Source organism: Alphaproteobacteria bacterium (assembly GCA_040905865.1).
GTDB lineage: Bacteria > Pseudomonadota > Alphaproteobacteria > UBA8366.
Genome location: JBBDQU010000073.1, coordinates 1 through 24,452, shown reverse-complemented (window position 1 = coordinate 24,452; position 24,452 = coordinate 1). Strand labels below are relative to the sequence as shown.

The 24,452-nt window shown below is 64.7% G+C and carries 25 protein-coding genes; 15 read left to right on the top strand and 10 right to left on the bottom strand.

Annotated elements, in window-relative coordinates; translation table 11 throughout:
• Positions 1 to 66 precede the first annotated feature (66 nt).
• Positions 67 to 1,320, top strand: a complete 1,254-nt coding sequence (locus tag WD767_16350) for a PrpF domain-containing protein (protein MEX2617662.1) — start codon at positions 67 to 69, stop codon at positions 1,318 to 1,320.
• A gap of 13 nt (positions 1,321 to 1,333) precedes the next feature.
• On the opposite strand, the gene WD767_16345 is transcribed toward WD767_16350, so the two are convergent.
• The gene (locus tag WD767_16345; protein ID MEX2617661.1) at positions 1,334 to 2,482 is read right to left on the bottom strand and encodes a mandelate racemase/muconate lactonizing enzyme family protein; all 1,149 of its coding nucleotides are present in this window, start codon (positions 2,480 to 2,482) and stop codon (positions 1,334 to 1,336) included.
• 232 nt (positions 2,483 to 2,714) lie between these two features.
• Here WD767_16345 and WD767_16340 point away from each other — a divergent pair, with 232 nt between their 5' ends.
• Positions 2,715 to 4,310, top strand: a complete 1,596-nt coding sequence (locus tag WD767_16340; protein ID MEX2617660.1) for a peptide chain release factor 3 — start codon at positions 2,715 to 2,717, stop codon at positions 4,308 to 4,310.
• Between the two features lie 7 nt (positions 4,311 to 4,317).
• Here the strand turns inward: WD767_16340 and WD767_16335 are convergent, their stop codons facing one another.
• The 5 genes from WD767_16335 to WD767_16315 are packed head-to-tail and all read right to left on the bottom strand — an operon-like array spanning position 4,318 to position 8,608.
• Complete coding sequence (locus tag WD767_16335) at positions 4,318 to 5,586, bottom strand: MFS transporter (GenBank protein ID MEX2617659.1); 1,269 nt, start codon at positions 5,584 to 5,586, stop codon at positions 4,318 to 4,320.
• Complete coding sequence (locus WD767_16330) at positions 5,583 to 6,293, bottom strand: DUF1194 domain-containing protein (GenBank protein ID MEX2617658.1); 711 nt, start codon at positions 6,291 to 6,293, stop codon at positions 5,583 to 5,585. Before WD767_16330 ends, WD767_16335 begins: the two co-directional genes overlap by 4 nt.
• A gap of 29 nt (positions 6,294 to 6,322) precedes the next feature.
• On the bottom strand, positions 6,323 to 7,081 hold the full coding sequence (locus WD767_16325) for a cyclic nucleotide-binding domain-containing protein (protein ID MEX2617657.1): 759 nt from the start codon (positions 7,079 to 7,081) through the stop codon (positions 6,323 to 6,325).
• Positions 7,082 to 7,103: 22 nt separating this feature from the next.
• A complete protein-coding gene (locus WD767_16320) occupies positions 7,104 to 8,291 on the bottom strand; it encodes a CoA transferase (protein ID MEX2617656.1) in 1,188 nt (395 codons plus the stop codon).
• A 2-nt stretch (positions 8,292 to 8,293) separates the two neighbouring features.
• On the bottom strand, positions 8,294 to 8,608 hold the full coding sequence (locus WD767_16315) for a non-heme iron oxygenase ferredoxin subunit (GenBank protein ID MEX2617655.1): 315 nt from the start codon (positions 8,606 to 8,608) through the stop codon (positions 8,294 to 8,296).
• A gap of 139 nt (positions 8,609 to 8,747) precedes the next feature.
• On the opposite strand from WD767_16315, the gene WD767_16310 reads away from it, so the two are divergent.
• The 3 genes from WD767_16310 to WD767_16300 all read left to right on the top strand — a co-directional run bounded on the left by WD767_16310 (position 8,748) and on the right by WD767_16300 (position 13,204).
• Positions 8,748 to 9,503: a sulfite exporter TauE/SafE family protein gene (locus tag WD767_16310; protein MEX2617654.1), complete on the top strand. Its 756-nt coding sequence runs from the start codon at positions 8,748 to 8,750 to the stop codon at positions 9,501 to 9,503.
• A 75-nt stretch (positions 9,504 to 9,578) separates the two neighbouring features.
• Positions 9,579 to 11,258 carry a glutamine--tRNA ligase/YqeY domain fusion protein gene (locus tag WD767_16305; protein ID MEX2617653.1) on the top strand — a complete coding sequence of 560 codons (1,680 nt, stop codon included), beginning with the start codon at positions 9,579 to 9,581 and terminating at the stop codon, positions 11,256 to 11,258.
• Positions 11,259 to 11,605: 347 nt separating this feature from the next.
• Positions 11,606 to 13,204 (top strand): BCCT family transporter, encoded by a 1,599-nt coding sequence (locus WD767_16300; protein ID MEX2617652.1) that lies wholly within the window; start codon positions 11,606 to 11,608, stop codon positions 13,202 to 13,204.
• A gap of 144 nt (positions 13,205 to 13,348) precedes the next feature.
• Here the strand turns inward: WD767_16300 and WD767_16295 are convergent, their stop codons facing one another.
• A complete protein-coding gene (locus WD767_16295) occupies positions 13,349 to 13,834 on the bottom strand; it encodes a histidine phosphatase family protein (GenBank protein ID MEX2617651.1) in 486 nt (161 codons plus the stop codon).
• 168 nt (positions 13,835 to 14,002) lie between these two features.
• Here WD767_16295 and WD767_16290 point away from each other — a divergent pair, with 168 nt between their 5' ends.
• The 3 genes from WD767_16290 to WD767_16280 are packed head-to-tail and all read left to right on the top strand — an operon-like array spanning position 14,003 to position 16,027.
• The gene (locus tag WD767_16290) at positions 14,003 to 14,869 is read left to right on the top strand and encodes a DUF1194 domain-containing protein (GenBank protein ID MEX2617650.1); all 867 of its coding nucleotides are present in this window, start codon (positions 14,003 to 14,005) and stop codon (positions 14,867 to 14,869) included.
• Between the two features lie 16 nt (positions 14,870 to 14,885).
• Positions 14,886 to 15,695, top strand: a complete 810-nt coding sequence (locus WD767_16285; protein MEX2617649.1) for a DUF1194 domain-containing protein — start codon at positions 14,886 to 14,888, stop codon at positions 15,693 to 15,695.
• On the top strand, positions 15,695 to 16,027 hold the full coding sequence (locus tag WD767_16280; protein ID MEX2617648.1) for a cupin domain-containing protein: 333 nt from the start codon (positions 15,695 to 15,697) through the stop codon (positions 16,025 to 16,027). Before WD767_16285 ends, WD767_16280 begins: the two co-directional genes overlap by 1 nt.
• A 78-nt stretch (positions 16,028 to 16,105) precedes the next feature.
• Here WD767_16280 and WD767_16275 read toward each other — a convergent pair whose 3' ends face one another.
• Positions 16,106 to 16,558 carry a group III truncated hemoglobin gene (locus WD767_16275; GenBank protein ID MEX2617647.1) on the bottom strand — a complete coding sequence of 151 codons (453 nt, stop codon included), beginning with the start codon at positions 16,556 to 16,558 and terminating at the stop codon, positions 16,106 to 16,108.
• 84 nt (positions 16,559 to 16,642) lie between these two features.
• On the opposite strand from WD767_16275, the gene WD767_16270 reads away from it, so the two are divergent.
• The 5 genes from WD767_16270 (at position 16,643) to WD767_16250 (ending at position 21,723) form a co-directional block, all read left to right on the top strand.
• A complete protein-coding gene (locus WD767_16270; GenBank protein MEX2617646.1) occupies positions 16,643 to 17,071 on the top strand; it encodes an Rrf2 family transcriptional regulator in 429 nt (142 codons plus the stop codon).
• An 85-nt stretch (positions 17,072 to 17,156) separates the two neighbouring features.
• Positions 17,157 to 18,020: an isocitrate lyase/PEP mutase family protein gene (locus tag WD767_16265; protein ID MEX2617645.1), complete on the top strand. Its 864-nt coding sequence runs from the start codon at positions 17,157 to 17,159 to the stop codon at positions 18,018 to 18,020.
• 167 nt (positions 18,021 to 18,187) lie between these two features.
• A complete protein-coding gene (locus WD767_16260; protein MEX2617644.1) occupies positions 18,188 to 18,787 on the top strand; it encodes an ABC transporter substrate-binding protein in 600 nt (199 codons plus the stop codon).
• Between the two features lie 44 nt (positions 18,788 to 18,831).
• Positions 18,832 to 19,656 carry a tetratricopeptide repeat protein gene (locus tag WD767_16255; GenBank protein ID MEX2617643.1) on the top strand — a complete coding sequence of 275 codons (825 nt, stop codon included), beginning with the start codon at positions 18,832 to 18,834 and terminating at the stop codon, positions 19,654 to 19,656.
• 75 nt (positions 19,657 to 19,731) lie between these two features.
• On the top strand, positions 19,732 to 21,723 hold the full coding sequence (locus WD767_16250; protein MEX2617642.1) for an acetyl/propionyl/methylcrotonyl-CoA carboxylase subunit alpha: 1,992 nt from the start codon (positions 19,732 to 19,734) through the stop codon (positions 21,721 to 21,723).
• Positions 21,724 to 21,759: 36 nt separating this feature from the next.
• Here WD767_16250 and WD767_16245 read toward each other — a convergent pair whose 3' ends face one another.
• Positions 21,760 to 22,590, bottom strand: coding sequence for a tetratricopeptide repeat protein (locus WD767_16245; GenBank protein ID MEX2617641.1), 831 nt, complete (start codon positions 22,588 to 22,590; stop codon positions 21,760 to 21,762).
• A 106-nt stretch (positions 22,591 to 22,696) separates the two neighbouring features.
• Between WD767_16245 and WD767_16240 the strand changes: the two genes are divergently transcribed.
• Both WD767_16240 and bluB read left to right on the top strand, forming a co-directional pair.
• On the top strand, positions 22,697 to 22,972 hold the full coding sequence (locus WD767_16240) for an acylphosphatase (GenBank protein ID MEX2617640.1): 276 nt from the start codon (positions 22,697 to 22,699) through the stop codon (positions 22,970 to 22,972).
• A 16-nt stretch (positions 22,973 to 22,988) separates the two neighbouring features.
• Positions 22,989 to 23,633, top strand: coding sequence for a 5,6-dimethylbenzimidazole synthase (bluB, locus tag WD767_16235; GenBank protein MEX2617639.1), 645 nt, complete (start codon positions 22,989 to 22,991; stop codon positions 23,631 to 23,633).
• Here the strand turns inward: bluB and lipB are convergent.
• The gene (gene lipB, locus WD767_16230) at positions 23,619 to 24,314 is read right to left on the bottom strand and encodes a lipoyl(octanoyl) transferase LipB (protein ID MEX2617638.1); all 696 of its coding nucleotides are present in this window, start codon (positions 24,312 to 24,314) and stop codon (positions 23,619 to 23,621) included. The genes bluB and lipB overlap by 15 nt on opposite strands.
• Positions 24,315 to 24,452 lie beyond the last annotated feature (138 nt).

The window sequence follows — 24,452 nt, the reverse complement described above, 5'->3', positions numbered from 1 at the left end:
TACCGCAGGAAAAGACAGTGTCTTCCGGCGGCGGGTTGACAATACAGAGGTTCCGAGATGAACAGCGTGACGACGACACAACCGGTTCACTTTCACGGGCTTGCGCCCCGCTTCCTCGGCGGGGTGCTGGAGATACCCGTCTACCACATGCGCGGCGGCACCTCGACCGGCGTCCTGTTGCTGGAAGAACATCTGCCGGCCGACCTCGCGCTGCGGGAGGAACTGATTCGCCATATCATGGGGGTGCCGCTGCAAGGCGAGGTCGCGGCCAATTCGCAGATCACCGGACTGGGCCGGGGCATTCCGCAAAGCTGCAAGGTCTTCATCGTCGACCGGTCCGACCGCGCGGATGCCGATATCGAAAGTACCCTGGCGCAACTGGCGCCGGGCAAGGCGGCAATCGACTGGAGTGTCAATTGCGGCAATATGTCGGCCGCGCTGCCGGTTTTCGCGGACCAGGTCGGCCTGGTTTCCCTGCGGCCGGGTACGAACCGGGTGCGCATCCACAATACCAATACCGGCGTGGTGGCCCATGCGCTGATCGAAACGCCGGAACCGGGCAAACCTGTTGCGTCCGATACGGTGATCCCGGGGGTCATGGGGCACTGGCCCGGCGTCCAGCTGGCGTTGCTGAATCCGGTCGGGGCGAAGACCGGGAAGTTGCTGCCGACCGGCAATCTGACCGATGTCTTTGACGGCATCGAAGTCACGTGTACCGACCTCGCGGTGCCCATGGTGATCATCCGCGCCGCCGACCTTGGCAAGGCAGCATCCGAAACGCCGGCCGAGCTGGATGGGGACAAGGCTTTCCGGTCCCGGATCCGGAGCATCTGGGTAAAGGCGGGGCTGAAGATGGGCCTGGCGGGCAAGGACGGCACGCCCCTGACAGAGGCGCAATTGGCAGCGAGCGAGACGATCCCGAAGGTCTGCATTATCGCGCCGCCCAGCGCGGAGGAAGCCGCCGCCGGGGCCAATGTCCGGGTGCGCTATTTCACGCCGCAATCGGCGCACAAGTCGCTGGCCGTCACCGGCGGGGCGTGCCTTGCGGCCTGCTGTCTGGTGCCGGGCACGGTCGCGAACGGTCTCGCGCAGGGCCTTGAACCCCTGGGACCGGTGGAAAAGGACCATATTGTCCGCATGGCCAACCCGGCGGGACTGCTGAAGGCGACCATTACCGGGTCGATGAAGGACGGCGTCGACAATATTCCCAGCGCCGCCTATGAGCGCAGCACGCAGATCCTGCTGCGCGGCCACACGCCGATCTACAACGCCTCGCCGGCGCTGTTGGCGGCTTATCGGGACAGGGCGGAAGCGGCGTAGGAAGACCGGCGGCTTACGCCCCGACCTTCTTCACGAAATCCCAGTCGATTTCGACGCCGAATCCCGGCCTGTCGCTGAGATGCAGCATGCCGTCGCGGACCACGGCGTGTTCCGTATACAGCCCGTGCTGGATCGGATGGCGATCGGTGCCGCCGTGGGACTCCGCGCCGAAGGCCGCGTCGCCGAAGGCCGAGGCCAGATGCCCGTGCAGTTGCGGCGCGGTATGCGGCGCGATCTTCACGCCCTGCTGTTCCGCATAATGGGCGATGCGCAGGGATTCGGTGAAGCCCGCATGGCGGGTCGAATCGAACTGCACATAGCCCAGCGCGCCTGAATCGATGAAATCGCGGATCGTGAACCGGGTCCATTCCCGTTCCCCATGCGCCAGCGGGATCGGCGAGCCTTTGGCCAGCCGCACGTAATCCGCCGGCTGCAGGTGCCAGTGCAGGGGTTCCTCCAGCCAGAAGATGTCATGGGGCGCCACCGCGTTGGCGAAGGCGATGCAATCATCGACCCCGTAGGGCGCGTTCATGTCCAGCATCAGCAGGACGTCGGGGCCGATGGCGTCCCGCACCGCCCTGATGCGGATAAGCTCATCGGCCAGCGAAAACGCGCCGGTTTTCATCTTGACCGCCCGGTAGCCCATTTCCACGTAGCCGGCGAATTCCTCGGCGCAGGATTCCAGCGGCGCGCCCTCGATATAATAGCCGCCGGTGGAATAGGTGAAGACGCTGGTGCGGCTGCCGCCCAGCAGCTTGTAGACCGGCATGTTGGCCGCCTTGCCCTTGATATCCCACAGCGCGATATCGATGCCGCCGATGGCCGCCATGGCCTGGGGCCGCTGACCGCGGGGCAGGGGCGCCGGCAGCCCGTCCCAGCCGCCCAGCCCGCCCGGTCGCGGGCTGGTGCTGGAAAAGAGTTTCTCCCAGACAGCGACATGGCCCAGCGGGTCCATGCCCTTGATGCATTCGCCATAGGCTGACGCCAGGTCGCAGATCGTCTTCTGCGGGCCGCCCTGCACTTCGCCGTAACCGGTAATGCCCTCGTCGGTCCTGACCTCGAAGAGGGTCAGGGTCGCGTCGCCGCTGATTTCATGGGCCGTCCAGCTTGGCTGCTGCAGCGCCATCCTGAGCGGATAGGTATTGACCTCGGTAATCCTCATACTGTCTTCTCCGGACGGAAACGCGCGAATGCGCCATGGGGGCGGTGATCCGCCCGTATCTGGACGGAACGATAACAATCCCGCGCCCGCAGCGCTATCTGTCTTGTCGTCCGGAAGGCCCGTGCATTGTTGCACCCGCGAAAACGATCGAACCGCGATGAATGCTTGAGTGGCGGGGCATGGTTCCTATATGTAGGGACGCGCTGTAACCCTCTCTTACCCATAGAAAAACATGAGCCTTTTAACCGACTCCGTCGCGCAGCGGCGAACCTTCGCGATCATATCGCATCCCGATGCCGGGAAGACGACCCTGACTGAAAAGCTGCTGCTGTTCGGCGGCGCGATTCAGCTGGCGGGGGCGGTCAAGGCGCGCGGGGCGCAGCGGCGGGCGCATTCCGACTGGATGAAGGTCGAGCGCGAGCGCGGTATATCCGTCGCGTCCTCGGTCATGACCTACGAATATGAAGGCCTGACCTTCAACCTGCTGGATACGCCGGGCCATGAGGATTTTAGCGAGGATACCTATCGCACGCTGACGGCCGTCGATTCTGCCGTCATGGTGCTGGATGCGGCGAAGGGCATCGAAACGCAGACCCGCAAGCTGTTCGAGGTCTGCCGCCTGCGCGACATGCCCATCGTGACCTTCATCAACAAGCTGGACCGCGAATCCCGCGACCCGTTCGACCTGCTGGACGAAATCGAGCAGACCCTGCAGATCGATGTGACGCCGGCCAGCTGGCCTATCGGCATGGGCCGCAGTTTCCTGGGCTGCTACGACCTGATCCGCGACAGGTTGCTGATGTTCGACCGCAATTCCACCGACAAGTTGGACGAAGGCCGCGCCTGCAACGGCCTGGACGATCCGAAACTCGACGAGCTGCTTCCGGTGGAAGCGCTGCGGCAGTTGCGCGACGAAGTGAACATGGCCCGGGAACTCTGTTCCGGATTCGACCATGCGGCCTATCGCGAGGGCAATCTGACGCCGGTCTATTTCGGCAGCGCGATCAATAATTTCGGTGTCCGCGAATTGCTGGATGGGCTCGCGAAATCGGCGCCTACGCCGCTGACCCAGCCGACGGCGACCCGCGCGGTGGCGCCCGACGAGGACAAGGTCAGCGGCTTTGTCTTCAAGATCCAGGCGAACATGGATCCCCGGCACCGCGACCGTATCGCCTTCGTGCGTCTTTGTTCGGGTCATTTCAAACGCGGCATGAAGCTGCATCATGTGCGCAGCGGAAAGGCGCTGAATATGCACAACCCGGTGCTGTTCCTGGCGCGCGACCGGGAACTGGCGGAAGAAGCCTGGCCCGGCGACATCATTGGCGTGCCCAACCACGGCAACCTGCGGATCGGCGATGCGCTGACCGAAGGGGAGGACTTGCAGTTTACCGGCATTCCCAGCTTCGCGCCGGAACTGTTGCGCCGCGCCCGGCCGGAAGACCCTATGCGGGCCAAGCATCTGGAGCGGGCGCTGCGGCAATTGTCGGAAGAAGGGGTCGGGCAAGCCTTCAAGGCGCGGCTGGGTGCCGACTGGATCGTCGGGGTCGTGGGCGCCCTGCAGTTCGACGTCATGGCCGACCGGATCCGGACCGAATACGACGTGCCGGTCCGTTTCGAGCCAACGCAGCTCTATACCGCGCGCTGGGTGGTTGCGGACGACCCGCGCAAGCTGAAGGAATTCGCCGACGCCAACCGTTCCAGCCTGGCGGACGACCATGACAACGCGCTGGTCTTCCTGGCGCGGAACGCCTGGGCGCTGGGCAAGGCGGAGGAAGACTGGCCCGATATCCGCTTCCTGAAGACGCGCGAACAGACCATGACGTCCTGATCCGCTGCTATTCCGGCGGCGCCGCGATTTTGCCGGGGATCAGGAACCAGAGGAAGGCCAAAACCTGGATCGCGAGGACCGTCCCGAAAGCGGCGGTGTAGCCGATATTCTGGTAACCGCCATCGGCGTTCGGGGGCCAGAGGTCGATGATCCAGCCGATGGCCGATTGCGCGAAGAAGACACCGCCAAAGGCGAGCAGGTTCAGCGCCGTTATCGCCCGTCCGGAATAATGCGGCGGAAAATACCGGGTCAACTGGGTATAGGCCAGTACGGTGAAGTTCATCGTCAGCCCGAAAATCACCCAGGGCCACAATCCCGTCGGCGCGACCTGGAATACGATGGCGGTCTGCGCCGCCATGAAGATCAGCGTCGCGCTGCCCATGACCTGGCTCAGGGTGAAGCCCCGCCGCTCGAACAGGTCGGCGACGACGCCGCAGGCGACGAAGCCCACGGTCATGATCGCGTTCAGGATGAACAGGTGTTCGGCGATGGCGTCCCGGGAATAGCCGGCGACATCGCGCAGCCAGGGCCCGGCCCAGAGCGACTGGATCGCCATATTGGCGGACAGCGCCGCCACGCATATCGGCGCGATACGCCAGAACAGCCGGTTCGTATAGATATGCCCGATGCCGGCCAACTGGTCGCGTAGCGACGGTGGCGCCACCGGACCCGCCTTTTTCTCCGGCACTATGAGGAAGATGATACTGGAGACGCAGACCGTCGCCGCGGAAAGTCCGACAAAAACGCCGCGCCAGTCGGTGTAATGCAGTGCAAATTCCAGCGGTATGGTGGAGGACACCGCGCCCAGCCCGCCCATTGCCATGAAGCAGCCATTGACCAGCGGCCAGCGGCTCTGCGGAAACCAGATCGTGATCGCCTTGAAGGAGGACATCAGCCCACCGGCAACGCCGAGGCCGATCATGGCGCGGGCCAGGATAAGGGTGACCTTGCTGTCGCCGATGGAAAACAGGAACGCGCCCAGGGCGGCTGCCAGCAGGAAAGAGGACTGCACCCGGCGCGGCCCGAACCGATCCAGCAGCATGCCCAGCGGGATCTGGAAGGCGGCGAAGGCGAAGAAATAGGCCGAGGTCATGAGGCCCAGGTCGCCGGCGCTCAGATTCACCTCGCTGACCAGCTGCGGGGCGATGATCGCGTTGATCGACCGGTACAGGTAGGACAGGAAATACCCGCCCGCGAAGGGCAGGAAGACCGTCGCCACCAGCCGCACGATACCTGGTGGTTTCCCGTTCGCCGTCGTGGCCGTGGTTGCGGTCATGGCGTCATCATCGCGATTTCCCGGATCATCTTGTTCAGGATGGCATGGGCGAAACGCTGCCGGCCTTCCACGGTCATGGCGAAGGCGCCAGGACCGCCGATGATATCGAGCTGATAATGCTGAAATAACGCCTCGCCGGACATGCCGGGGAAACGTCCGCCATCCGCCGCGACGACAAGGGCGTTGATCGTGATGCCTTCGCCGATCGCCATGGCGCGGACGGGCGCCAGCGGCTGGCCGTTCATCTGCGGGCCGTCGCCGGAAATGTCGATGATCTTGCGCGGGCTGGAATGGCCGCTTTCGCGGATAAGGCGCGCCGAATAGTCGATGGCGTTACTGATCGAATTGTAGCCGAAGGCGACGCGGGGTGCGGCCAGCAGCCTTGCGGCAAAGTCCCGGGCCGATGCCGCGTCGCGAATGACCGTCCAGTCGACGATTGTGTGCTGCGATTCCGGCGCGCCCCATTCGACGAAGGCGACGGCGATGGCCTGGCGATACCCGGAACGGATCGCGTTCAACACGCGCTCGTCGGTGATGGCGGCGGCGTAACCGGCCCGTTGCAGGCGGAATTCGTCGTCGTCGATGGAGCCGGACCCGTCTGCGGCGAGCACCAGCTGGACATCGACCTCTTCCGCCAGCGCGGCCTGCGGCGGCAACACCGCCCCTGCGATAGCGAGGAAAATCAGGACAAGGCGTCGAAGGGGCACAATCGCCTCCGTATTCGTCGGTTGCGGGTTCAGCGTCCCTCGATGACGAGGTTGAACGCAATGGATGAATCGAGGCCGCCGACAAGGATCTGGTTCATGCCGAGCTTTAGCGGCGCGCTGTCGGATGCTTCGAAGGGTGCGACCCGGGTTCCGTTGACCAGTGTGCCAAGGACGCTGCCAAGGTCGCGCAGGTTCAGGCGGCCCTGCACGTCTTCAATGACAAAATGCATTGGCGCCATTTCGAAGGGCTTCGTGGTCAGCAGCAGCAGTTCGGCGGGCGTCTTGCTGGCGGGTTCGCCGGCGATGGCGCGGCGGCCGACACGGAAGGGAAGGCAGTCGATGACAATGCCGTCCCGCCCGATTTGCGATTCGACTGCCGGGGTGCCAGGCAGCAGCTTGATTTCGGAGATGGCCGACACCGCGGCGCCGGCGGCGTGGATTTCGCCTTCATAGACCCGTTGCGTCACATCGCTCAGCCGTTCGCAGAGCATTCGCAGGATATTCAGCGCCATCGGATCCTTGTCGCCGAAGGCTGCATCGAAATCTTCCCGGGTGATCACGATCAGGGTTGTGTCGGTGCGTGCCCGGGTGGTGGTGGAGCGCGCCCGGTTGCGGATGATGCCGACCTCGCCAAAAATCTGTCCTGCTCTCAGTACCGCGAGCGGGATGGTGCTTTCGCCCGCCGCGCGCTCGACCGCGACCTCGCCGTCGACGATGACGAAGGCCGCATTGCTGGCGTCGCCCTCGCGATAGATGACGGTTCCGGCGGGGTAGGGGACCTCCTTCATCGCGCCTGGCCCCGCCGCATCCCTAAACCGCCTCGGCTTCCCGCAGCGTCGCGATTTCCGCGGCGCTGTAACCGAGGGCGTCGAGTATCTCGTCCGTATGCTCGCCCAGCTGTGGTGGCCGCCGGTGGATCGTTCCGGGTGTTTGCGACAGCTTGACGGGCGTGTCGATCATGGGCGCCGGAGTCGGCAGGCCGGGGTAATCGGTCATTTTCAGGAATCCGGCCGCCTGGATGTGTTCGTTCTCCAGCGCTTGCTGCAGCGTCAGCACAGGCGAGGCGGGCAGCCTTGCGCCTTCCAGTTCGGCAAGGGCTTCCTCGGTGGTCCGCGTCGCACACCATTCCTGCATCCGCGCGCTGATGACCTTGCCCTGTTCGGCGCGCAATTCGTCATTGGCGTAGCGCGGGTCGGTCAGCCAGTGGTTTTCGCCCATCAGTTTCGCCCAGCGCCTGTGCATGTGTTCCCCAAGGGTCAACACGATGATCGAGCCGTCCTTTGTCTTGTAGCTGTCGGACGGCGCGCTGAGCTGGCCCAGATTGCCGCTGCCTTCCCGGTTCGGCTTCGCGATGGCCTGTTCGATCATCGCCGAATTGCCGTTGGCCAGCGCCGTGTGCAGCAGCGAGCCCTGGACATGCTGGCCCTGTCCGGTTGCCTTGTGATGCATGATCGCGGCCATGGTGCCGAGCGCGGCGAGCGTCGCCGTGCCGTAATCGACCCAGGGAAAGTAGGACCGGGTGGGCTGCCCCGGCGGGCCCGACAGATGCATCGCGCCGGACATCGCCTGCGCCACCAGATCGAAACCGACCTTGGTCGCATAGGGGCCGGTGGTGCCGAAGGCGGTCGCCGTCACCAGAATGATATCCGGCTTGATCGATGTCAGCGTCGCGTAGTCGAGGCCGAGCGCCGCCAGCGCCTTGTCCGGCAGGTTGGCGATGACGACATCGGCGTTCGCGATCATGCGTCGCTGGATTTCCCGGCCCTCCGGCGTGGTGGGGTCCAGCGTCATGCCCCGCTTGTTGCGGTTCATCTGCAGGTACATCGCCCCCGCATTGTCCTCTTCGCTCATCGGCAGGACATGGCGGTCCTCGCTGCCGCCGCGCTTGTCGATGCGGATGACGTCTGCGCCGAAGTCGCCCAGCAGCGCCGCACACCAGGGACCCGCGATGTAGCGGCCGAAATCGAGTACGCGAATGCCGTCCAGAACGCCAGTCATGATCAGATTTTCACGAAGACATTGCCGTCTTCAAGCTTGACTTCAAAGGTTTTCAGGTCGTCGACGATGGGCGCGCAGAGGCCTTCACCGGTCTTGATGTTGAAGCGGCCCTCATGCAGCGGGCATTCGATTTCCTCGCCGTCCTGGAAGCCGTCAGCCATCGAAGCATAGGCGTGGGTGCAGATATTGTCCGTGCAGTAGATATCGCCGTCGACGTTGTAGAGGGCGATTTCCTCGCCGGCGACTTTGTATTTTTTCGGTTCGTCCGGCTTGATGTCGCTCGCGGGGGCAACAAGTTGCCAGGTCGGTTCCGTCATGTCCCTTTTCCTCCACACCCATTTCCTGGTTCAAGACGCCCTTTCGGCGGCGCCGGGCCGAAAATATAGATTTCAGGCCGGGCGAATCCTAGTCTATTTATGACCGCCCCGCATTTCCGCCGGGCATGGGCCGGCAGGCATGATACTCAGCGAACTCGATTATGTAGCGCTTCTGGTCATCGGATTTGCCTACCTGCTGGCGGGGCTGTCCAAGGGCGCCATCGGATTCGGGCTGCCGGTGATCGCGATCCCGCTGGTCGCCACGGTGCTGCCGACACAGGTCGCGATCGCGCTGACCGCCGCGCCAATTCTCCTGTCCAACAGCTATCAGGCGCTGCATCGGGCCGATCCGGTCGGCGCCGTGCGCCGTTTCTGGCCGCTGATCGTCGCCATGCTGGTTGGCTCGACCATCGGCGCGCAGATCCTTACCCGGATCGACCAGCATACGGCGTCGATCGTCGTCGGCACGGTCCTGTTGTGTTTCGTATGCCTGCAGGGGTTTTCGATCCGGCCGGAAATTTCCCGGCGCGGTGAGCGGATCCTCAAACCCTTCGTGGGCATGGCGTCGGGTCTGCTTGGCGGCACGACCGGGATACTGGGGCCGCCCTTTCTGATCTTTCTGGTCGCCCTGCGGTTGCCCAAGGATGTCTTCGTCGGCACCATCGGGCTGCTGTATTTCGTCGGAATCATCCCGGTCTATGCGACCCTGGTCTATACCGGGCTGATTGCCCGCGACGAGGCAATTTTGTCGGGGCTGGCCTGCATCCCGCTGTTCGCGGGCATCTTTGCCGGCGTCTGGCTGCGGGGCCGGATATCCGCGAAACTGTTCCAGCGGGTGCTGCTGGCGGGCATTTTCGTGATCGGCGTTAACCTTGTCCGGCGCGGCTTCGCATAGGTTAAGGCTTGGCCTCAACCCCGTTTTCTGGCAGACACGGCCCCGCCCGGATACCGGAGCATGGAGAGCGACCGAATGACCGATACCGAAACAGCCGCCGTCGACATCAGGCATGACTTCATCCGCGACCGGATCGACAGCGATCTGAAGGCCGGGGTGGTCGCGGGCGTCGTCACGCGCTTCCCGCCGGAACCGAACGGCCATCTGCATATCGGCCACGCCAAGTCGATCTGCCTCAATTTCGGCGTTGCGCAGGACTTCGGCGGCCGCTGTCACCTGCGCTTCGACGACACCAATCCGGTCAGGGAGGAACAGGTCTTTATCGACGCGATCCAGACCGATGTGCGCTGGCTGGGCTTCGACTGGGGCAGCCATCTGTTCTATGCCTCCGACTACTTCGAACAGCTCTACGAATGGGCGGAACTGTTGATCCGGGACGGCAAGGCCTATGTCGACGAACTCAGCGCCGACCAGATCCGCGAATATCGCGGCACGCTGACCGAACCTGGCCGGCCGAGTCCGTTTCGCGACCGCCCGGCCGAGGAATCCCTCGACCTGTTCCGCCGCATGAAGGCGGGTGAATTCCCCGACGGCGCGCGGGTGTTGCGGGCGAAGATCGACATGGCGTCCGGCAATATCAACCTGCGCGACCCCGTGCTGTACCGCATCCTGCACGCGGTCCATCCGCGCACCGGCGATAGATGGAAAATCTACCCGACCTATGACTATGCGCATGGCCAGTCGGACGCGATCGAGGGCATCACCCATTCGCTGTGCACGCTGGAATTCGCCGATCACCGGCCGCTGTATGACTGGCTGATCGCCAGCCTGCCGGTCCCCGCGAAGCCGAAGCAGATCGAATTTTCGCGCCTTAACCTGACTCACACGGTTTTATCCAAGCGCCGGCTGATGCAGCTTGTCGCCGGCGGCCATGTGCGCGGCTGGGACGATCCGCGCATGCCGACCCTGGGGGGGCTGCGGCGGCGCGGCATGCCGGCAGAAGCGGTCCGAGATTTTGTCGCCCGGATCGGCGTAACAAAAAGCGGCAGTACGGTCGAAGCCGCGCTGCTGGACCATTGCGCCCGCGATTGGCTGAACACGAATGCTCCGCGCCGCATGGCCGTCCTCAACCCGCTGAAGGTGGTGATCGAAAACTATCCCGAAGGCGAAACCGAGATGATGACCGCGGTCAACAATCCCGGCGACCCGGATGCCGGCACGCGCGAGGTGCCGTTCTCTCGCGAAATCTACATCGAGGCCGAGGACTTCATGGAAGACCCGCCGCGCAAGTTTTTCCGGCTTGGGCCGGGGCGCGAGGTGCGGCTTCGCTTCGCCTATTTCGTCACCTGCACCGATGTGGTGAAGGACGAGGCGGGCAATGTGGTCGAACTGCGCTGCAGCTATGACCCGGCGACACGGGGCGGCGACGCGCCGGACGGTCGCAAGGTGAAGGGCACGATTCACTGGGTGTCCGCCGCCCATGCGGTAACCGCCGAGGCCCGCATTTACGACCCGCTGTTCACCGCCGAGGCCCCCGGCGCCGAGCGCGACTTCCTGGAGGACATCAACCCGGAATCGCTGACCGTCGTCACCGATGCGCGGCTCGAACCGTCGCTACGGGACGCGGAACCGGGCAAACCGGTCCAGTTCGAACGGCAGGGATATTTCTGCGCCGACCCGGATTCGACTCCGGACCACCTGGTCTTCAACCGCACCGTGGCGTTGCGCGACAGCTACGCGAAAATCGGCGGGTAAGGCCGGCCGTTCCGGTCCGGACCCACGCCATTTGCGGCGGCGGAGAAGGGATTGCTGTTTTTATGGCTGGCCCGCGCCACCCGCTTCAGTACGGTATGCGAATTCAATTTTCCGTCTCCCGGAAAAAACCTGAAAATCCTAGGCTATCATGACAATAATAGGAAAAAATAAAATATCGATTTGATTTCAGCGACCGAGGGCGTTAAATTTGATCCCTCACAACATGCACATTTCCGCGCCCGGTGGCCCGTCGAAGTCTCCGGGGGCCTGCGTATCATAGAAATGAGCTGAAAGCAGCCTAATACGTGCGTGTCCAATTTTTCCGGGGTAACGAGGAGGAGAAGGATATGGCCGGTGAAACCGATATCGATTATGAGATCGGTCAGGATAATATTCAGCCATGCGGTCTCGATATTCACAACCCGGTATTCGTCATTTCCGGATTGGTGATTGTCGGATTTGTCGTCCTGACATCCATTTTTCAGGAAGGCGCCAGCGAGTTCTTTGGCTGGCTGCGGCCGGCGGCGACATCGACCTTCGACTGGCTTCTGATCCTTGCAGGCAATATCTTTGTCATCTTTTGCGTGGCGCTGATTTTCTCGCCCTATGGCCGAATCCGCCTGGGGGGCGCCGACGCCCGGCCGGATTTTTCCTATACCGGCTGGTTCGCGATGTTGTTCGCGGCGGGCATGGGCATCGGGCTGATGTTTTTTGGCGTCTCCGAGCCGATCTCCCACTACGCCTCTTCCGTCGCTGAGACGGCGGGGTCGCCGGACAGCTGGGCGCCGCTGGCGGGCGCGCCGGGCGATCCGGAAGCCGCCGCGCGGCTCGGCATGGCGGCGACGATCTTTCACTGGGGCCTGCATCCCTGGGCGATGTACGCCATCATGGGGCTGTCGCTGGCCTTTTTCAGTTTCAACCGGGGGTTGCCGCTGACCATCCGTTCGGCATTCTACCCGCTGTTCGGCAATGCGGTCTGGGGCTGGCTCGGCCATGTCATCGATACCCTGGCGGTATTCGCCACCCTGTTCGGACTGGCGACGTCGCTCGGCTTCGGCGCGGAGCAGGCGCTGGCGGGGCTGAACCGGATTTTCGGTGTGCCGGTGACCGATACGTCGAAAATCCTGCTGATCCTGGGGATTACGGCCGTCGCGCTGCTTTCCGTCCTTGCCGGGCTGGATGCGGGGGTCAAGCGGCTCAGTGAATTCAATATGGTCCTTGCAATCCTCCTGCTCGGGTTCGTGATCGTCGCCGGCCCGACGATCGCCATACTGACCGGTTTCGTCGATAACCTGGCCGCCTATGTCATCGAACTGCCGGCCCTGGCGAATTTCGCCGACCGGACCGACACGAATTTCTATAACGGCTGGACCGCCTTCTACTGGGCGTGGTGGATTTCCTGGTCGCCCTTCGTCGGCATGTTCATCGCCCGGGTCTCGCGGGGCCGCACGGTCCGCGAGTTCCTGGTCTGCGTGCTGCTTATCCCGTCGCTGGTCTGCGTGCTGTGGATGACCGCCTTCGGCGGCACGGCCATCGACCAGATCGTCAATGACGGTTTTACGGGCGTCGCCGATGCGAATCTTCCGGTGAAGCTGTTCGTGATGCTGGAACAACTTCCCCTCGCCCAGGTGACCTCGGTAATCGGAATCGTGCTCGTCGTGGTGTTTTTCATTACCTCGTCGGATTCGGGCTCGCTCGTCATCGACACCATTACAGCCGGCGGCAAGCTGGACGCGCCGGTGGGCCAGCGCATCTTCTGGGCAACCTTCGAAGGACTGGTGGCCATCGTGCTGCTGGTCGCGGGCGGGCTGGCCGCGTTGCAGGCCGCGTCGGTATCGACCGGCGTGCCGTTTGCGGTGGTGCTGCTGCTGATGTGCGCCAGCCTGTTCAAAGGGCTTCGGGGGGAATATGCGAGCATGGCGCCGGCTAGATCGGATCGTGTTTGATTGGAATCGCCTCTGGCGCTCCAACCAGACACGTGAATCTGATCTAACTTATTGAAGATATAGCACCTTCACAGGTTTGAATGGAACCTGTCGCGGTTTCATTCAGACCTGATGTGCTATAAAGCAAATCGCGGATAGTCGCCGTCACCCGAGGTCTCGGGGGCGGACCGTCATGACAGGCGCGGCGAATTTCGGGGCGAAGTCCCGCCATTTTCCCGTTACCCCGAACACGGCCAGGGCTGCGGTTGGGAAGGGGCCGGGCTGGCCGGACAGCAAGGCTGTCAGGTCCTCCAGACCCGGGTTGTGGCCCACGAACAGCACCCGTTTCGCACTGTCCGGCTGGGCGCGCAGGACTTCCAGAATCCTTTCCGGCAGCGCGAGGTAAAGAAGTTCCTCCTCGACGATTTGCGTCGGGTCCATGTTGAGCGACCTGACGAGGCGCGTGGCGGTATTGGCGGCGCGTGCCGCCGGGGATGTAACGATCCTGTCCGGGACATGGCCGTACTCGCGCAGCCATTGTCCGATTTTTACGGTGTCCTTTTCGCCGCGCTTTGCCAGCGGCCGGTCGAAATCGTATACGTCCGGCGGATAATCGGATTTGCCATGCCGCAGAAGCAGAAATTCACGCATCGGCTCCCTCCCTGAAGCCGGCTCAGGATAAAGTGGCAAGCAGCGCCTTGCCAAGCAAGTGTCGCCGGTCGATGCCGGATATTCCCGGAACTGGCGCCTTACAAAGGCGTGAGCCATTATTTGGTCGCGGCGAATGCGAATTGACCCTAAAATCGGGAAAGCCGCAAAATGGCGCAGTCGTTCGTTCCGGGTTTCCTCATGGAGGGCAACCGCATGAAACGTATCGTTCCGGTCCTGCTCGCCTGCCTTATGGGCGCCACGTTCCCGTCCGGTCTTCTGGCGAAGACGCCGGTGGACCTGGTCCTGGCGCTCGGCGTCGATGTTTCGCGCAGCGTCGATTACAATGAGGGCCGACTGCAACGCCAGGGTTATATCGATGCGTTTCGCGACCCGCAGGTGATACAGGCGATCGGTTCCGGCATGCTGGGCCGGATCGCCGTGGGCTATTACGAATGGGCCGGCGACGGGCTGAACAAGGTTATCCAGGACTGGACCCTGATTGAGGATGCAGCGAGCGCGCATGCCTTTGCCGATGCCCTGACCCGGGAGGCGCCCGAACCGAACCGGCGGACATCGATCAGCGGCGCGATTGCGTTCGGACTGGCGTGGCTGGACCAGAACGATTTCGAGGGGACCCGCCGGGTGATCGACATATCCGGCGACGGGCCGAACAATGCCGGCGATCTGGTCGTCCCGGTCCGGGACAGGGCGGTTGCGGCGGGAGTTACCATCAACGGGCTGCCGATCATGGATATGGGGACTGGCGGCTATGGCGGGCGCTACAATATCCCGAACCTGGACCTCTATTATCGCGACTGCGTGATCGGTGGGCCGGGGGCCTTTATCGTGGTCGCACGGGATTTTTCGGATTTCGCCCGCGCGGTGCGGCGCAAGCTGATCCTGGAAATCGCCAATCTGCCGCCGCCGCCCGCCACGACGCGGATTTACAAGGCGCAACAGATCATGCCGACGCCCCGCAATTCGCCGCCCTGCGATATCGGCGAGCAGATCCTTCGTTCCCGCGATGATTTCTGAGCGCCCGCGTGACGCCATGATACGGGTTGGCCTTGCCGCGCTTGCGGTCCTTGCCGCTGCCCCGGCTGCGGCGAAAACGCCGGTCGACCTGCTGCTGGCGCTGGCGGTGGACGTGTCGCGCAGTGTGGACGAGGAAGAAGCCCGGCTGCAGCGCCAGGGCTATATTCAGGCCTTCCGCGACCCGGAGGTTGTGGCCGCGATCCGCACCGGCATGCTGGGCCGCATAGCGGTGCGCTATTTCGAATGGGGCGGCGAGGGAAATATCGCCGAGATTACCGGCTGGACACTGGTCGAGGATGCAACAGGCGCGGCGGCTTTCGCGGACAGCCTGGCGCGGCTGCCGCCGCGGCCGATGCTATGGACGTCGATCAGCGGCGCCATCGATTATGCGCTGCCCTGGCTGAAAGAAAATGAATTTGACGCCACCCGCAAAGTGCTCGATATCTCCGGCGACGGGCCGAACAATTCCGGCGATCTGGTCGTCCCAGCCCGCGACCGCGCCATCGCGGCGGGCGTGACCATCAACGGATTGCCAATCATGGATCAGGGCAGTGGAATGTATACCGCCTACAATATCCGCAATCTCGACCTGTATTACCGCGATTGCGTGATCGGCGGGCCCGGCGCCTTCCTGATCGTCGCCGAAGACTTCAACGATTTCGCCCGTGCGGTGCGGCGCAAGCTAATTCTGGAGATCGCCAACCGGGCGCCGCAGCCGCCGGCATGGCCCATGCGCATCGTACTGGCGCAGGCCGGGCCGGATATCCGCGAAAGTCCGCCTTGCAATGTCGGCGAACAGATGTTGCGCTACCGCGATGATTTCTGATGCGCGGCGACAGCGGAAACCTTTTTGCCGGCCTGCCGGATGTGCAGCCGGGGGAGGTTCTCGACATATTGATGGCGGGTGGCGGTTTTCGGCTGGTGCGGATCATCTCGACCGGCCAGGCGACGCCGCAAGGGGAGTGGTACGATCAGGCCGAGGAGGAATGGGTCGTGCTGCTGCAGGGGGCAGCCGGGCTGCGCTTTGAGGACGAAGCGGCGGAACGGGTGCTGTCCCCCGGCGACTGGGTCAGCATTCCCGCCCATCGCCGCCACCGCGTGGAATGGACGGCGCCGACCGAACCGACGGTCTGGCTGGCCCTGCATTGCACCGTATAGTGAAAATGGAACGGTGCGCGGATCCGCGCGACCGGTCGGTCGCAGGGAGAAATCGACGGGCGGGCGGGTTGTCGAAACTTACCGGTAAAACCGTTCGCCCTTTTTCAGCAGGATGCCCGCCTTTCCGGCGATACCGAGTTCGAGACTTTCGGCGATACGCCTTGCGCGTTCCATGAAATGATCCCGTGCGGCGGGCGGGCAGGTTTCCGCCGCCGTCGCCTCGAACAGCGCCAGCCAGCGGTCGAAATGCACCGCATCGACCGGCAGCGGCAGGTGCTTCGCCACCGGACTGCCGTGATAGCGGCCGGTCAACAGCGCCACCGAGGACCAGAAGGCGCACATGCGCTGCAGATGAAGGTCCCAGTCCGCGATCCGCGCCTTGAAGACGGGGCCCAGCAACGCGTCTTCGCGAATTCTGGCGTAGAATCGGTGGACGAGGCTTTCGATCATGGCCTCGTCGATGCCCGTGCGGGCGACGATCTCCGCCGTGATGCGCGCGCGCCTTTCCTCGGTCGTCAGGGAGTCGGTCATCGGTTGTTTCCAGAATAGGTATTAATAATACCTATTATACGGGTTTATAATAGGTATTTCAAACGCCAATTCAGGGATGCGACTATGCGCCTCACTACCTTTACCGATTTCGGATTGCGGGTCCTGATGCGGCTGGCGGATGCGCCGGAACGGCAGTTCACGACCGGCGAACTGGCAACCGAACTGGAAATTTCGCGCAACCACCTCGCCAAGGTGGTGCAGAATCTCGCTCGCGCCGACTATATAGAAACAAGGCGCGGCGCCGGCGGTGGGTTCCGGCTCGCACTGCCGGCCGGTTCGATCCCGCTGGGCCAGGTCGTCCGCCATCTGGAACAGCAGAGCCCGCTGGTCGATTGCTTCCGCACCGACGGGGGCAGTTGTTCCCTGACACCACATTGCCGGTTGAAGGGCCGTCTCGCCGCAGCGCGGGAAGCCTTTCTGGCGGAACTCGATACAACCAGCCTGGCCGACTGCGCCTGGCCCGGCGAGGCGGGAAGGATTCCTCCGCGATGATCCACCATGTCGGGAGCCGCGTGGACAGGCGCGGCGCCGCCACCTACAATTGGCGCCTCATTTCAAATCAGCCAAGGAATCTGCCATGACCCCGCCCGCCCGCCTGCGCGCCCTGCTTGCCGAACCCGGATTTATCGCCATGCCCGCCATCTGGGACGGGATCAGTTCGAAGCTGACCTTTGGGGCCGGCTTCAAGACCGCGTTTCTTTCCGGTTCCTGCGTCGCGGCCGCGCGCCTGGGCGGGCCGGACCTGGACCTGATCACGGCGGCGGAAATGCAGGATTCGCTGAACATGGCCCGCGCCGCCGCGCCGGAACTGCTGATCCTCGCCGATGGCGATCACGGCTACGGCAACGCGATGAACGTGCAGCGCACGGTGCGCGCCTACGGTCGGCTGGGGGCGGCGGCGGTGCTGATCGAGGACAAGATCACCCCGCGTGCGCTGACTTCCGCCGGCAAGCCGACCCTGCCCTTCGAGGAAATGCGCATGAAGCTGCGCGCCGCCGTGCAGGCCGCAAGGGAATCCGGAATCATGATCATGGCCCGCACCGACTGCCGGCCCACGCTGGGCATCGACGAGGCCGTCGCGCGGATCGAAATGTATGTGGAGGAGGGCGCGGATATCCTGTTCCTCGATTCACCGGCGGATGAGGACGAATGCCGACGCGCCGTCGCCGCCGCCGCGGGCCGTCCGTCCTTTGCCGTGCTGTCGCCGGGTGGTAACCGTGAAACCCCGACCCAGGCGCGGGCGGCGGAACTGGGCTTCAAGATCGGCACCTTCCCGACCGGCATGCTCTCCCCCGCCATCGCCGGGATCCAGGCCGGGCTGGCGGCGCTCAAGGCCGGCGAGGTGCAGGCGGCGAGCGCCCTGCCGGGCGACGAACTGCGCCGGATCCTCGGCTATGACGATTACGAGGAAAAGGCGAAGGCGTTTACGCTTCCGGGTTGAGGCACGGGCGCGTATCGCCGGAAGAGCTGCGGGACCCGGCGGCGCTGCATTACCTCGCCGGGTCGTCGCCGCGCAGCCCGACACGCGCGGCTTTCAGGACGGTTGCCGTCGGGGCCAAATCGGGAGATAATCCTTCAATTCCGGATGGGTAACGCTGAGGGGCGGGTATGGGCGCATTCAGACGGTTGTTCGCGGCGGTGGCGGTCGGCGCCGGTCTGCTGGCCGGCGCGGCATCGGCGGATGAGTCCGCATTCATCCAGACCCTGGCAAACCGGGCGATCGAGGTCCTTGCCGACCGCTCGGTGACACTGGAACAGCGCGAGGAACGCTTCCGGTCCCTGTTGCAGGACGGTTTCGCGATGCGGAAAATCGGCCGCTTCGTCGTCGGTCGTTACTGGAAGGACATGACGCCGGACCAGCAGGCGGAATACCAGAAACTCTTCGCCGCCTGGGTGCTGAATACCTATTCGGCGCGGCTGGGCGGTTATTCGGGGCAGAAGTTCGTCATCGACGGCACCGCCGAGGCGGGGCAGCAGGACCGCTATGTGCGGACCCGGATCGTGCAGCCGGACGCGCCGCCGCTGCGCTGCGACTGGCGGGTGCGGAAATTCGACGGGGATTACCGGGTTATCGATGTGGTGGTGGAGGGGATCAGCATGCTGTCGACCCAGCGCTCGGAATTCGCCGCCGTGCTGCGCCAGCATGGGGCGGACGGGCTGATCGAGGCGCTGCAGACCCGCCTGACCCGCTACCCGGCAACATCATGACGGAATCACGGGATGACGGAGACCTGTCCTGCAGGGAGGCAAAAATGAGCGTCCGTAATAGGTTGAAGGGCGCGCGGCGGATCGCGTTGATGGCATGCGCCGGGCTGATGCTGGCCCTGCCCGCGGGCGGGTTGTCGGCCGACACATTCGACGACGGCTACGCCGCCTATCAGCGCGGCGAATTCGGCATTTCGCGCAAGCTGTGGACGGCGCTGGCCGAAGCCGGTGACGCGCGCGCGCAGTACAATCTGGGTATCATGCTGGATGAAGGGCGCGGTGTCCCGGTGGACAAGGCGGCGGCGCGCCAGTGGTGGCGCAAGGCGGCGGCGCAGGACATGCCGGAAGCGCTGCACAACCTCGCGACCAGCTATCTGTTCGGCACCGAGGCGGAAACCGACCATGCGGAGGGCATGGGCTTCCTGACCCGCGCGGCGCAGGCGGGGCTGGCGCGCTCGCAATATGTCCTGGGCAAAATCCACCTGCATGGCCGGGGCGTGCCGGTGGACGAGGCGAAGGGCCGCGAATGGATCGAAAAGGCGGCGCTGCAGGGTAACGAACGGGCCCAGTACAACATGGGCAAGCTGACCCGCGACGGGATCGGCGGGGTGGTGGACAAGGCGGCCGCGGCGGGCTGGTTCCTGCGCGCCGCGAAACAGGGCTACGCCAAGGCGCAGAATCACATCGGCACTCGCTATGCCCGCGGTGAGGGGATCAGGAAGGACGAAGCCGAAGCGCTGTTCTGGCTGACGCTGGCGGCGCGGCAGAATCACTGGACGGCGGAAGTCAACCGCAAGGCGCTGGCGGCGAAACTGCCGGACGCTGTCGTACTGGCGGCGACGAAACGGGCGGAACACTGGAAGCCGGAATAGCCGCCGCTGAACTGCTTGACAAGCCGAGGCCGTACCGGTCTTTTTCCGGCTTACTCAGCCGAACCGGGGGCCGCATTGTTCGCCAAGATTTTGATCGCCAATCGTGGTGAAATCGCCTGCCGCATCATGCGCAGCGCCGCCCGCATGGGCATCAAGACCGTTGCCGTCTATTCCGAGGCGGATACGGATGCGCTGCATGTGAAACTGGCGGATGAGGCGGTGCCGATCGGCCCGGCCGTCTCCGCGCAAAGCTACCTCGTCGCCGACAATATCCTGCGCGCGGTGCGCGAAACCGGGGCCGAGGCGGTGCATCCCGGCTACGGCTTCCTGTCGGAAAACGCCGCATTCGCCACCGCGCTGGAAGAGGCGGGCGTCGTCTTCATCGGGCCATCCACCCGTGCCATCGGCGCGATGGGCGACAAGATCGAATCCAAGAAACTGGCCATCGCGGCGGGCGTGCCGACCGTGCCGGGCCATGCGGGCGTCATCGCGGACGCGGATGCGGCGGTCGCGGCGGCGAACGAACTGGGCTATCCGGTAATGTTGAAGGCGTCGGCCGGCGGCGGCGGCAAGGGCATGCGAATCGCGCATGGGGACGACGAGGTCGCGGAAGGTTTCCGCGCGGCGGCGAGCGAGGCGCGCAGCAGCTTCGGCGACGACCGCATCTTCGTCGAGAAATTCATCGTCAACCCGCGCCATATCGAAATTCAGGTGCTGGCCGACAGCCACGGCAACACGATCCACCTGGGCGAGCGCGAATGCTCCATCCAGCGCCGCCACCAGAAGGTGATCGAGGAGGCGCCGTCGCCCTTCCTCGACGCGGAAACCCGCGCCGCGATGGGCGCCTCGGCGGCGGCGCTGGCCAGGGCGGTGGATTACCGCTCGGCCGGGACGGTGGAATATATCGTCGATGCGGAGCGCAATTTCTATTTCCTGGAGATGAACACGCGGCTGCAGGTGGAGCACCCGGTCACCGAATACGTCACCGGCATCGACCTGGTCGAACAGATGATCCGCATCGCCGCCGGCGAAACCCTGTCGATCGCGCAGGACGACGTGCGCCTGACCGGCTGGGCGATGGAAAGCCGCGTCTATGCGGAAGACCCGTTCCGCGAATTCCTGCCTTCCACCGGGCGGCTGGTCCGCTACATGGAGCCGGCGGCGAAGGACGGTTCGGTCCGGGTTGACAGCGGCGTGGCGGAAGGCGGCGAAATCCCGATCCATTACGACCCGATGATCGCCAAGCTGATCACATACGGCGACACGCGGGCGGCGGCGATCGCGGCGATGCGCGGGGCGCTGGACGCCTATTACATCCGCGGCGTCTCGCACAATATCCCGTTCCTCGCCTCGCTGATGGCGCATCCGCGCTTCAACGCCGGCAATCTCACCACCGGCTTCATCGCCGAGGAATACCCCGACGGCTTTTCCGCCAGTGACCTGGTGCATGAGGACCCGAAGCTGATCGTCGCCGTCGCCGCCGTCGTCCACCAGCGCGTGACGCAGCGTGTGGCGGCTTTCGGCGGGCAGGCGCGTGAACGCGACCTCACCGCCATCGTCGGGGTCGAGGCGCGCACCGAATACCCCCTGACCCTGACGCCGGGCGTGGGGGGCGATGACGACCGCTTCGCCGTGACGGTGGACGGCGACGCATACGCCATCACCAGCGCCTGGCGCCCCGGCCAGCCGCTGTTCGAGGGCGCGGCGGACGGCAAGCCGGTCTGCATCCAGGTGGACCGGGCGGGCGTACGCTACCGGCTCAGCCATGCGGGCGGCGCGGTGGATATCCTGATCGTCCGGCCGGACATCGCGGCCCTGAACCGCCTGATGCTGCACAAGCCCCCGCCGGACACCTCGCGCTTCCTGCTCTCCCCCATGCCGGGCCTGCTGCTCAGCCTGAACTGCGCCGAGGGCGACGCGGTCAAGGCGGGCGAGGCGCTGGCGGTGGTCGAGGCGATGAAGATGGAAAACGTACTGCGCGCGGCGCGCGACGGCACGGTCAAGGCGGTGCTGGCGGAAGCGGGCGCCAGCCTGACGGTGGACCAGCCGATACTGGAGTTCGAGTAGGGGGTGCTTTTGGTTTCGGGACGTCGCCTGTTGCCCTTACAGCTTCCCCGCCGCCTTCAGTTTCGCCGTCACCGCCTCCGAGGTATCGCCCAGTTCATGGGCCTTTTCGTAATCGGCCAGGGCTTCGGCGTGCTGCTTCAGGTTTTCATGGGTGCGGGCGCGCTGGGCGTAGGCGTTGGCGTGGTTCGGGTCGCGGCGGATGGCGCGGTCGAATTCGCCCATTGCCGCCTCCATGTTGCCCTTGGCCAGCCAGGCCCGGCCGCGGTCCACATACATCGCCGCGTTGCCGGGCGCGATTTCGATGGCCCTGTCCAGGTCTTCCAGCGCGCGGTCAGCCTCACCGGTTTCGAGATAGGTCACGCCCCGGCCATACCAGGCTTCCGCATAATCGGGTTTCAGGGCGATGACCCGGTCGTAATCGCGGCGCGCGCGCTCAATTTCGCCCTGCCGGAGAAAGGCATTGGCGCGGCCGAGAAACGCTTCGGGATCGTCCGGGGCCAGCCCGATGGCCTTGTCGAAATCGTTTATCGCCAGGACATTCCGGCCCGTATTGCTGTTGGCGATGCCCCGGTTGACGAAGGCGGTGGCGAGGCCCGGATTGCGCGCCACCGCGCGGCCCAGATCGTCCCGCGCGCGTTCGAATTCCTCCAGCCGGATATAGGCCCTGCCGCGATTGATGTAGGTCGCGGCGACCGCATGGCGCTTCAACTGGCCCGAATCGAACAGCCAGCTGCATGCCTCCACGATCTGTTTGGCTTCGGCGCTTTCATCGGCGCAGCGCGCGGTATAATTCGCCATATCGTCGCCCGATGCCGGCGCGGCGAGGCCCAGCATGGCGAGGATGGCGATGGGCCGCAGGTATCGCATGGCATTCTCCCGGTGCGCCGCGCCCGCGGGCGCGAATTCAGGGTATATTGTGCCATAGCGGCGGGCGATTATGAAATTAAACGCTGGTGACAAGGAGAGACAGGATATGGCGGTCCGCGTGATCATAAAGGGGCGGGTGCAGGGCGTCGGCTACCGGGCCTGGACGGCGCGCGAGGCGCAGTCTCGCGGGCTGGACGGCTGGGTGCGCAACCGCCGCGATGGAACGGTCGAGGCTCTGTTCGCGGGCGGTGCGGACGCGGTGCGGCATATGGTGTCCGCCTGCCGCAACGGGCCGTCCTTCGCGCAGGTGACCGGGCTGGCCGAGCATCCGGCCGAGGACCCGGCAACGCGCGGCTTCCGCACCCTCCCGACGACGGAATGATCCACGGAATGACGCAGTGAGCGCCCGCCCGCCCGAATTCGACGATGCATTTCGCGAACAACTGGCGACACTGTTCGCCTGGCGGCGCGATGTGCGGCGGTTCCGGCCCGCGCCGGTCGATCCGGCGCTGGTCGAATTGCTGCTGGAACAGGCCTGCCTGTCGCCATCGGTCGGCAACAGCCAGCCCTGGCGCTTCGTGCTGGTGACCGACCCGGCGCGGCGCGAAGCGGTGACCGAAAACTTCCGGCGCGAGAATGCGGAGGCCCTGCGCGATTACGACGGCGCGCGGGCGGTGGGATATGCCCGGCTGAAACTGGCAGGACTGGTCGAGGCGCCGGTGCATCTGGCGGTGTTCTGCGACCCGGATACGCAGCGCGGCCACGGGCTCGGCCGCCGCACCATGCCGGAAATGCTGGCCTATTCCACGGTTGCTTCGGTCCAGACCCTGTGGCTGGCGGCGCGGGCGGCGGGGTTGGGTGTCGGCTGGGTGTCCATTCTTGACCCTGCGGACGTGCGCGCGGCGCTGGACGTGCCGGAAGACTGGCGGCTGGTCGCCTATTTGTGCCTCGGCTGGCCGGAGGAGGAACATGAAGACCCGGAACTGGAGCGCGCCGACTGGCAGGCGCGCGGCGGGCTGGCGGATTTTCTAACCCGGCGTTGACCCCGATTCCCCGAAGACAGGGTCGAAGGCGGCCCGCAGCGCCACGTCCAGGTCGGCCATGCTGACCGGCAGGCCGAGATCGACCAGCGAGGTCACGCCCAGCTTTTCGTCGCCGATTCCGCAGGGGACGATGCCGGAAAAATGCGACAGGTCCGGGTCCAGGTTGATCGACACGCCGTGGAAGGTGACCCAGCGGCGGATGCGCACGCCGATGGCGGCGATCTTGTCCTCGCGCCCCGCGCCCCGGTCGACCCAGATGCCGACGCGGCCGTCGCGCCGTTCGCCGACCACATTGAAGGCGGACAGCGCGCCGATCACCCAGTCCTCCAGACTGCAGACATAGCGTCGCACATCGGGGCCGCGCCTGCGCAGGTCCAGCATGACATAGGCGATGCGCTGGCCCGGCCCGTGATAGGTGAACTGCCCGCCGCGCCCGGCCTCGTATACCGGGAAACGGTCCGGCTCCAGCAGGTCCGCGCGCTTCGCGCTGGTACCGGCGGTATAGAGCGGTGGATGCTCCAGCAGCCAGACCAGTTCGCCGGCGTTTCCCTCATGGATCAGGCGGACGCGTTCCTCCATCGCCGCCAGCGCGTCCGGATAGGGGACCGGGGTGTCGCTGATGCGCCATTCCGGGGTCGATGCGCCGGGCGGTATCGCCGCGCTTGCTATGCTATGAACGATTTGGTATTTCCCCTGCGTTCCTGTGGGATGGCAATTTATACCAGTTTCCGTCCCGGGTTAAACATATGCGGTCGTGGCGGAATTGGTAGACGCGCAGCGTTGAGGTCGCTGTGGGAGAAATCCCGTGGAAGTTCGAGT

What these genes read in the sequence shown, in the direction of transcription:
- WD767_16345 (MEX2617661.1), bottom strand. Translation starts at nt 2,482, where the DNA reads ATGAGGATTACCGAGGTCAATACCTATCCGCTCAGGATGGCGCTGCAG.
- WD767_16340 (MEX2617660.1), top strand. Translation starts at nt 2,715, where the DNA reads ATGAGCCTTTTAACCGACTCCGTCGCGCAGCGGCGAACCTTCGCGATC.
- WD767_16335 (MEX2617659.1), bottom strand. Translation starts at nt 5,586, where the DNA reads ATGACCGCAACCACGGCCACGACGGCGAACGGGAAACCACCAGGTATC.
- WD767_16325 (MEX2617657.1), bottom strand. Translation starts at nt 7,081, where the DNA reads ATGAAGGAGGTCCCCTACCCCGCCGGAACCGTCATCTATCGCGAGGGC.
- WD767_16320 (MEX2617656.1), bottom strand. Translation starts at nt 8,291, where the DNA reads ATGACTGGCGTTCTGGACGGCATTCGCGTACTCGATTTCGGCCGCTAC.
- WD767_16315 (MEX2617655.1), bottom strand. Translation starts at nt 8,608, where the DNA reads ATGACGGAACCGACCTGGCAACTTGTTGCCCCCGCGAGCGACATCAAG.
- WD767_16310 (MEX2617654.1), top strand. Translation starts at nt 8,748, where the DNA reads ATGATACTCAGCGAACTCGATTATGTAGCGCTTCTGGTCATCGGATTT.
- WD767_16305 (MEX2617653.1), top strand. Translation starts at nt 9,579, where the DNA reads ATGACCGATACCGAAACAGCCGCCGTCGACATCAGGCATGACTTCATC.
- WD767_16300 (MEX2617652.1), top strand. Translation starts at nt 11,606, where the DNA reads ATGGCCGGTGAAACCGATATCGATTATGAGATCGGTCAGGATAATATT.
- WD767_16295 (MEX2617651.1), bottom strand. Translation starts at nt 13,834, where the DNA reads ATGCGTGAATTTCTGCTTCTGCGGCATGGCAAATCCGATTATCCGCCG.
- WD767_16290 (MEX2617650.1), top strand. Translation starts at nt 14,003, where the DNA reads ATGGCGCAGTCGTTCGTTCCGGGTTTCCTCATGGAGGGCAACCGCATG.
- WD767_16285 (MEX2617649.1), top strand. Translation starts at nt 14,886, where the DNA reads ATGATACGGGTTGGCCTTGCCGCGCTTGCGGTCCTTGCCGCTGCCCCG.
- WD767_16280 (MEX2617648.1), top strand. Translation starts at nt 15,695, where the DNA reads ATGCGCGGCGACAGCGGAAACCTTTTTGCCGGCCTGCCGGATGTGCAG.
- WD767_16275 (MEX2617647.1), bottom strand. Translation starts at nt 16,558, where the DNA reads ATGACCGACTCCCTGACGACCGAGGAAAGGCGCGCGCGCATCACGGCG.
- WD767_16270 (MEX2617646.1), top strand. Translation starts at nt 16,643, where the DNA reads ATGCGCCTCACTACCTTTACCGATTTCGGATTGCGGGTCCTGATGCGG.
- WD767_16265 (MEX2617645.1), top strand. Translation starts at nt 17,157, where the DNA reads ATGACCCCGCCCGCCCGCCTGCGCGCCCTGCTTGCCGAACCCGGATTT.
- WD767_16260 (MEX2617644.1), top strand. Translation starts at nt 18,188, where the DNA reads ATGGGCGCATTCAGACGGTTGTTCGCGGCGGTGGCGGTCGGCGCCGGT.
- WD767_16255 (MEX2617643.1), top strand. Translation starts at nt 18,832, where the DNA reads ATGAGCGTCCGTAATAGGTTGAAGGGCGCGCGGCGGATCGCGTTGATG.
- WD767_16245 (MEX2617641.1), bottom strand. Translation starts at nt 22,590, where the DNA reads ATGCGATACCTGCGGCCCATCGCCATCCTCGCCATGCTGGGCCTCGCC.
- WD767_16240 (MEX2617640.1), top strand. Translation starts at nt 22,697, where the DNA reads ATGGCGGTCCGCGTGATCATAAAGGGGCGGGTGCAGGGCGTCGGCTAC.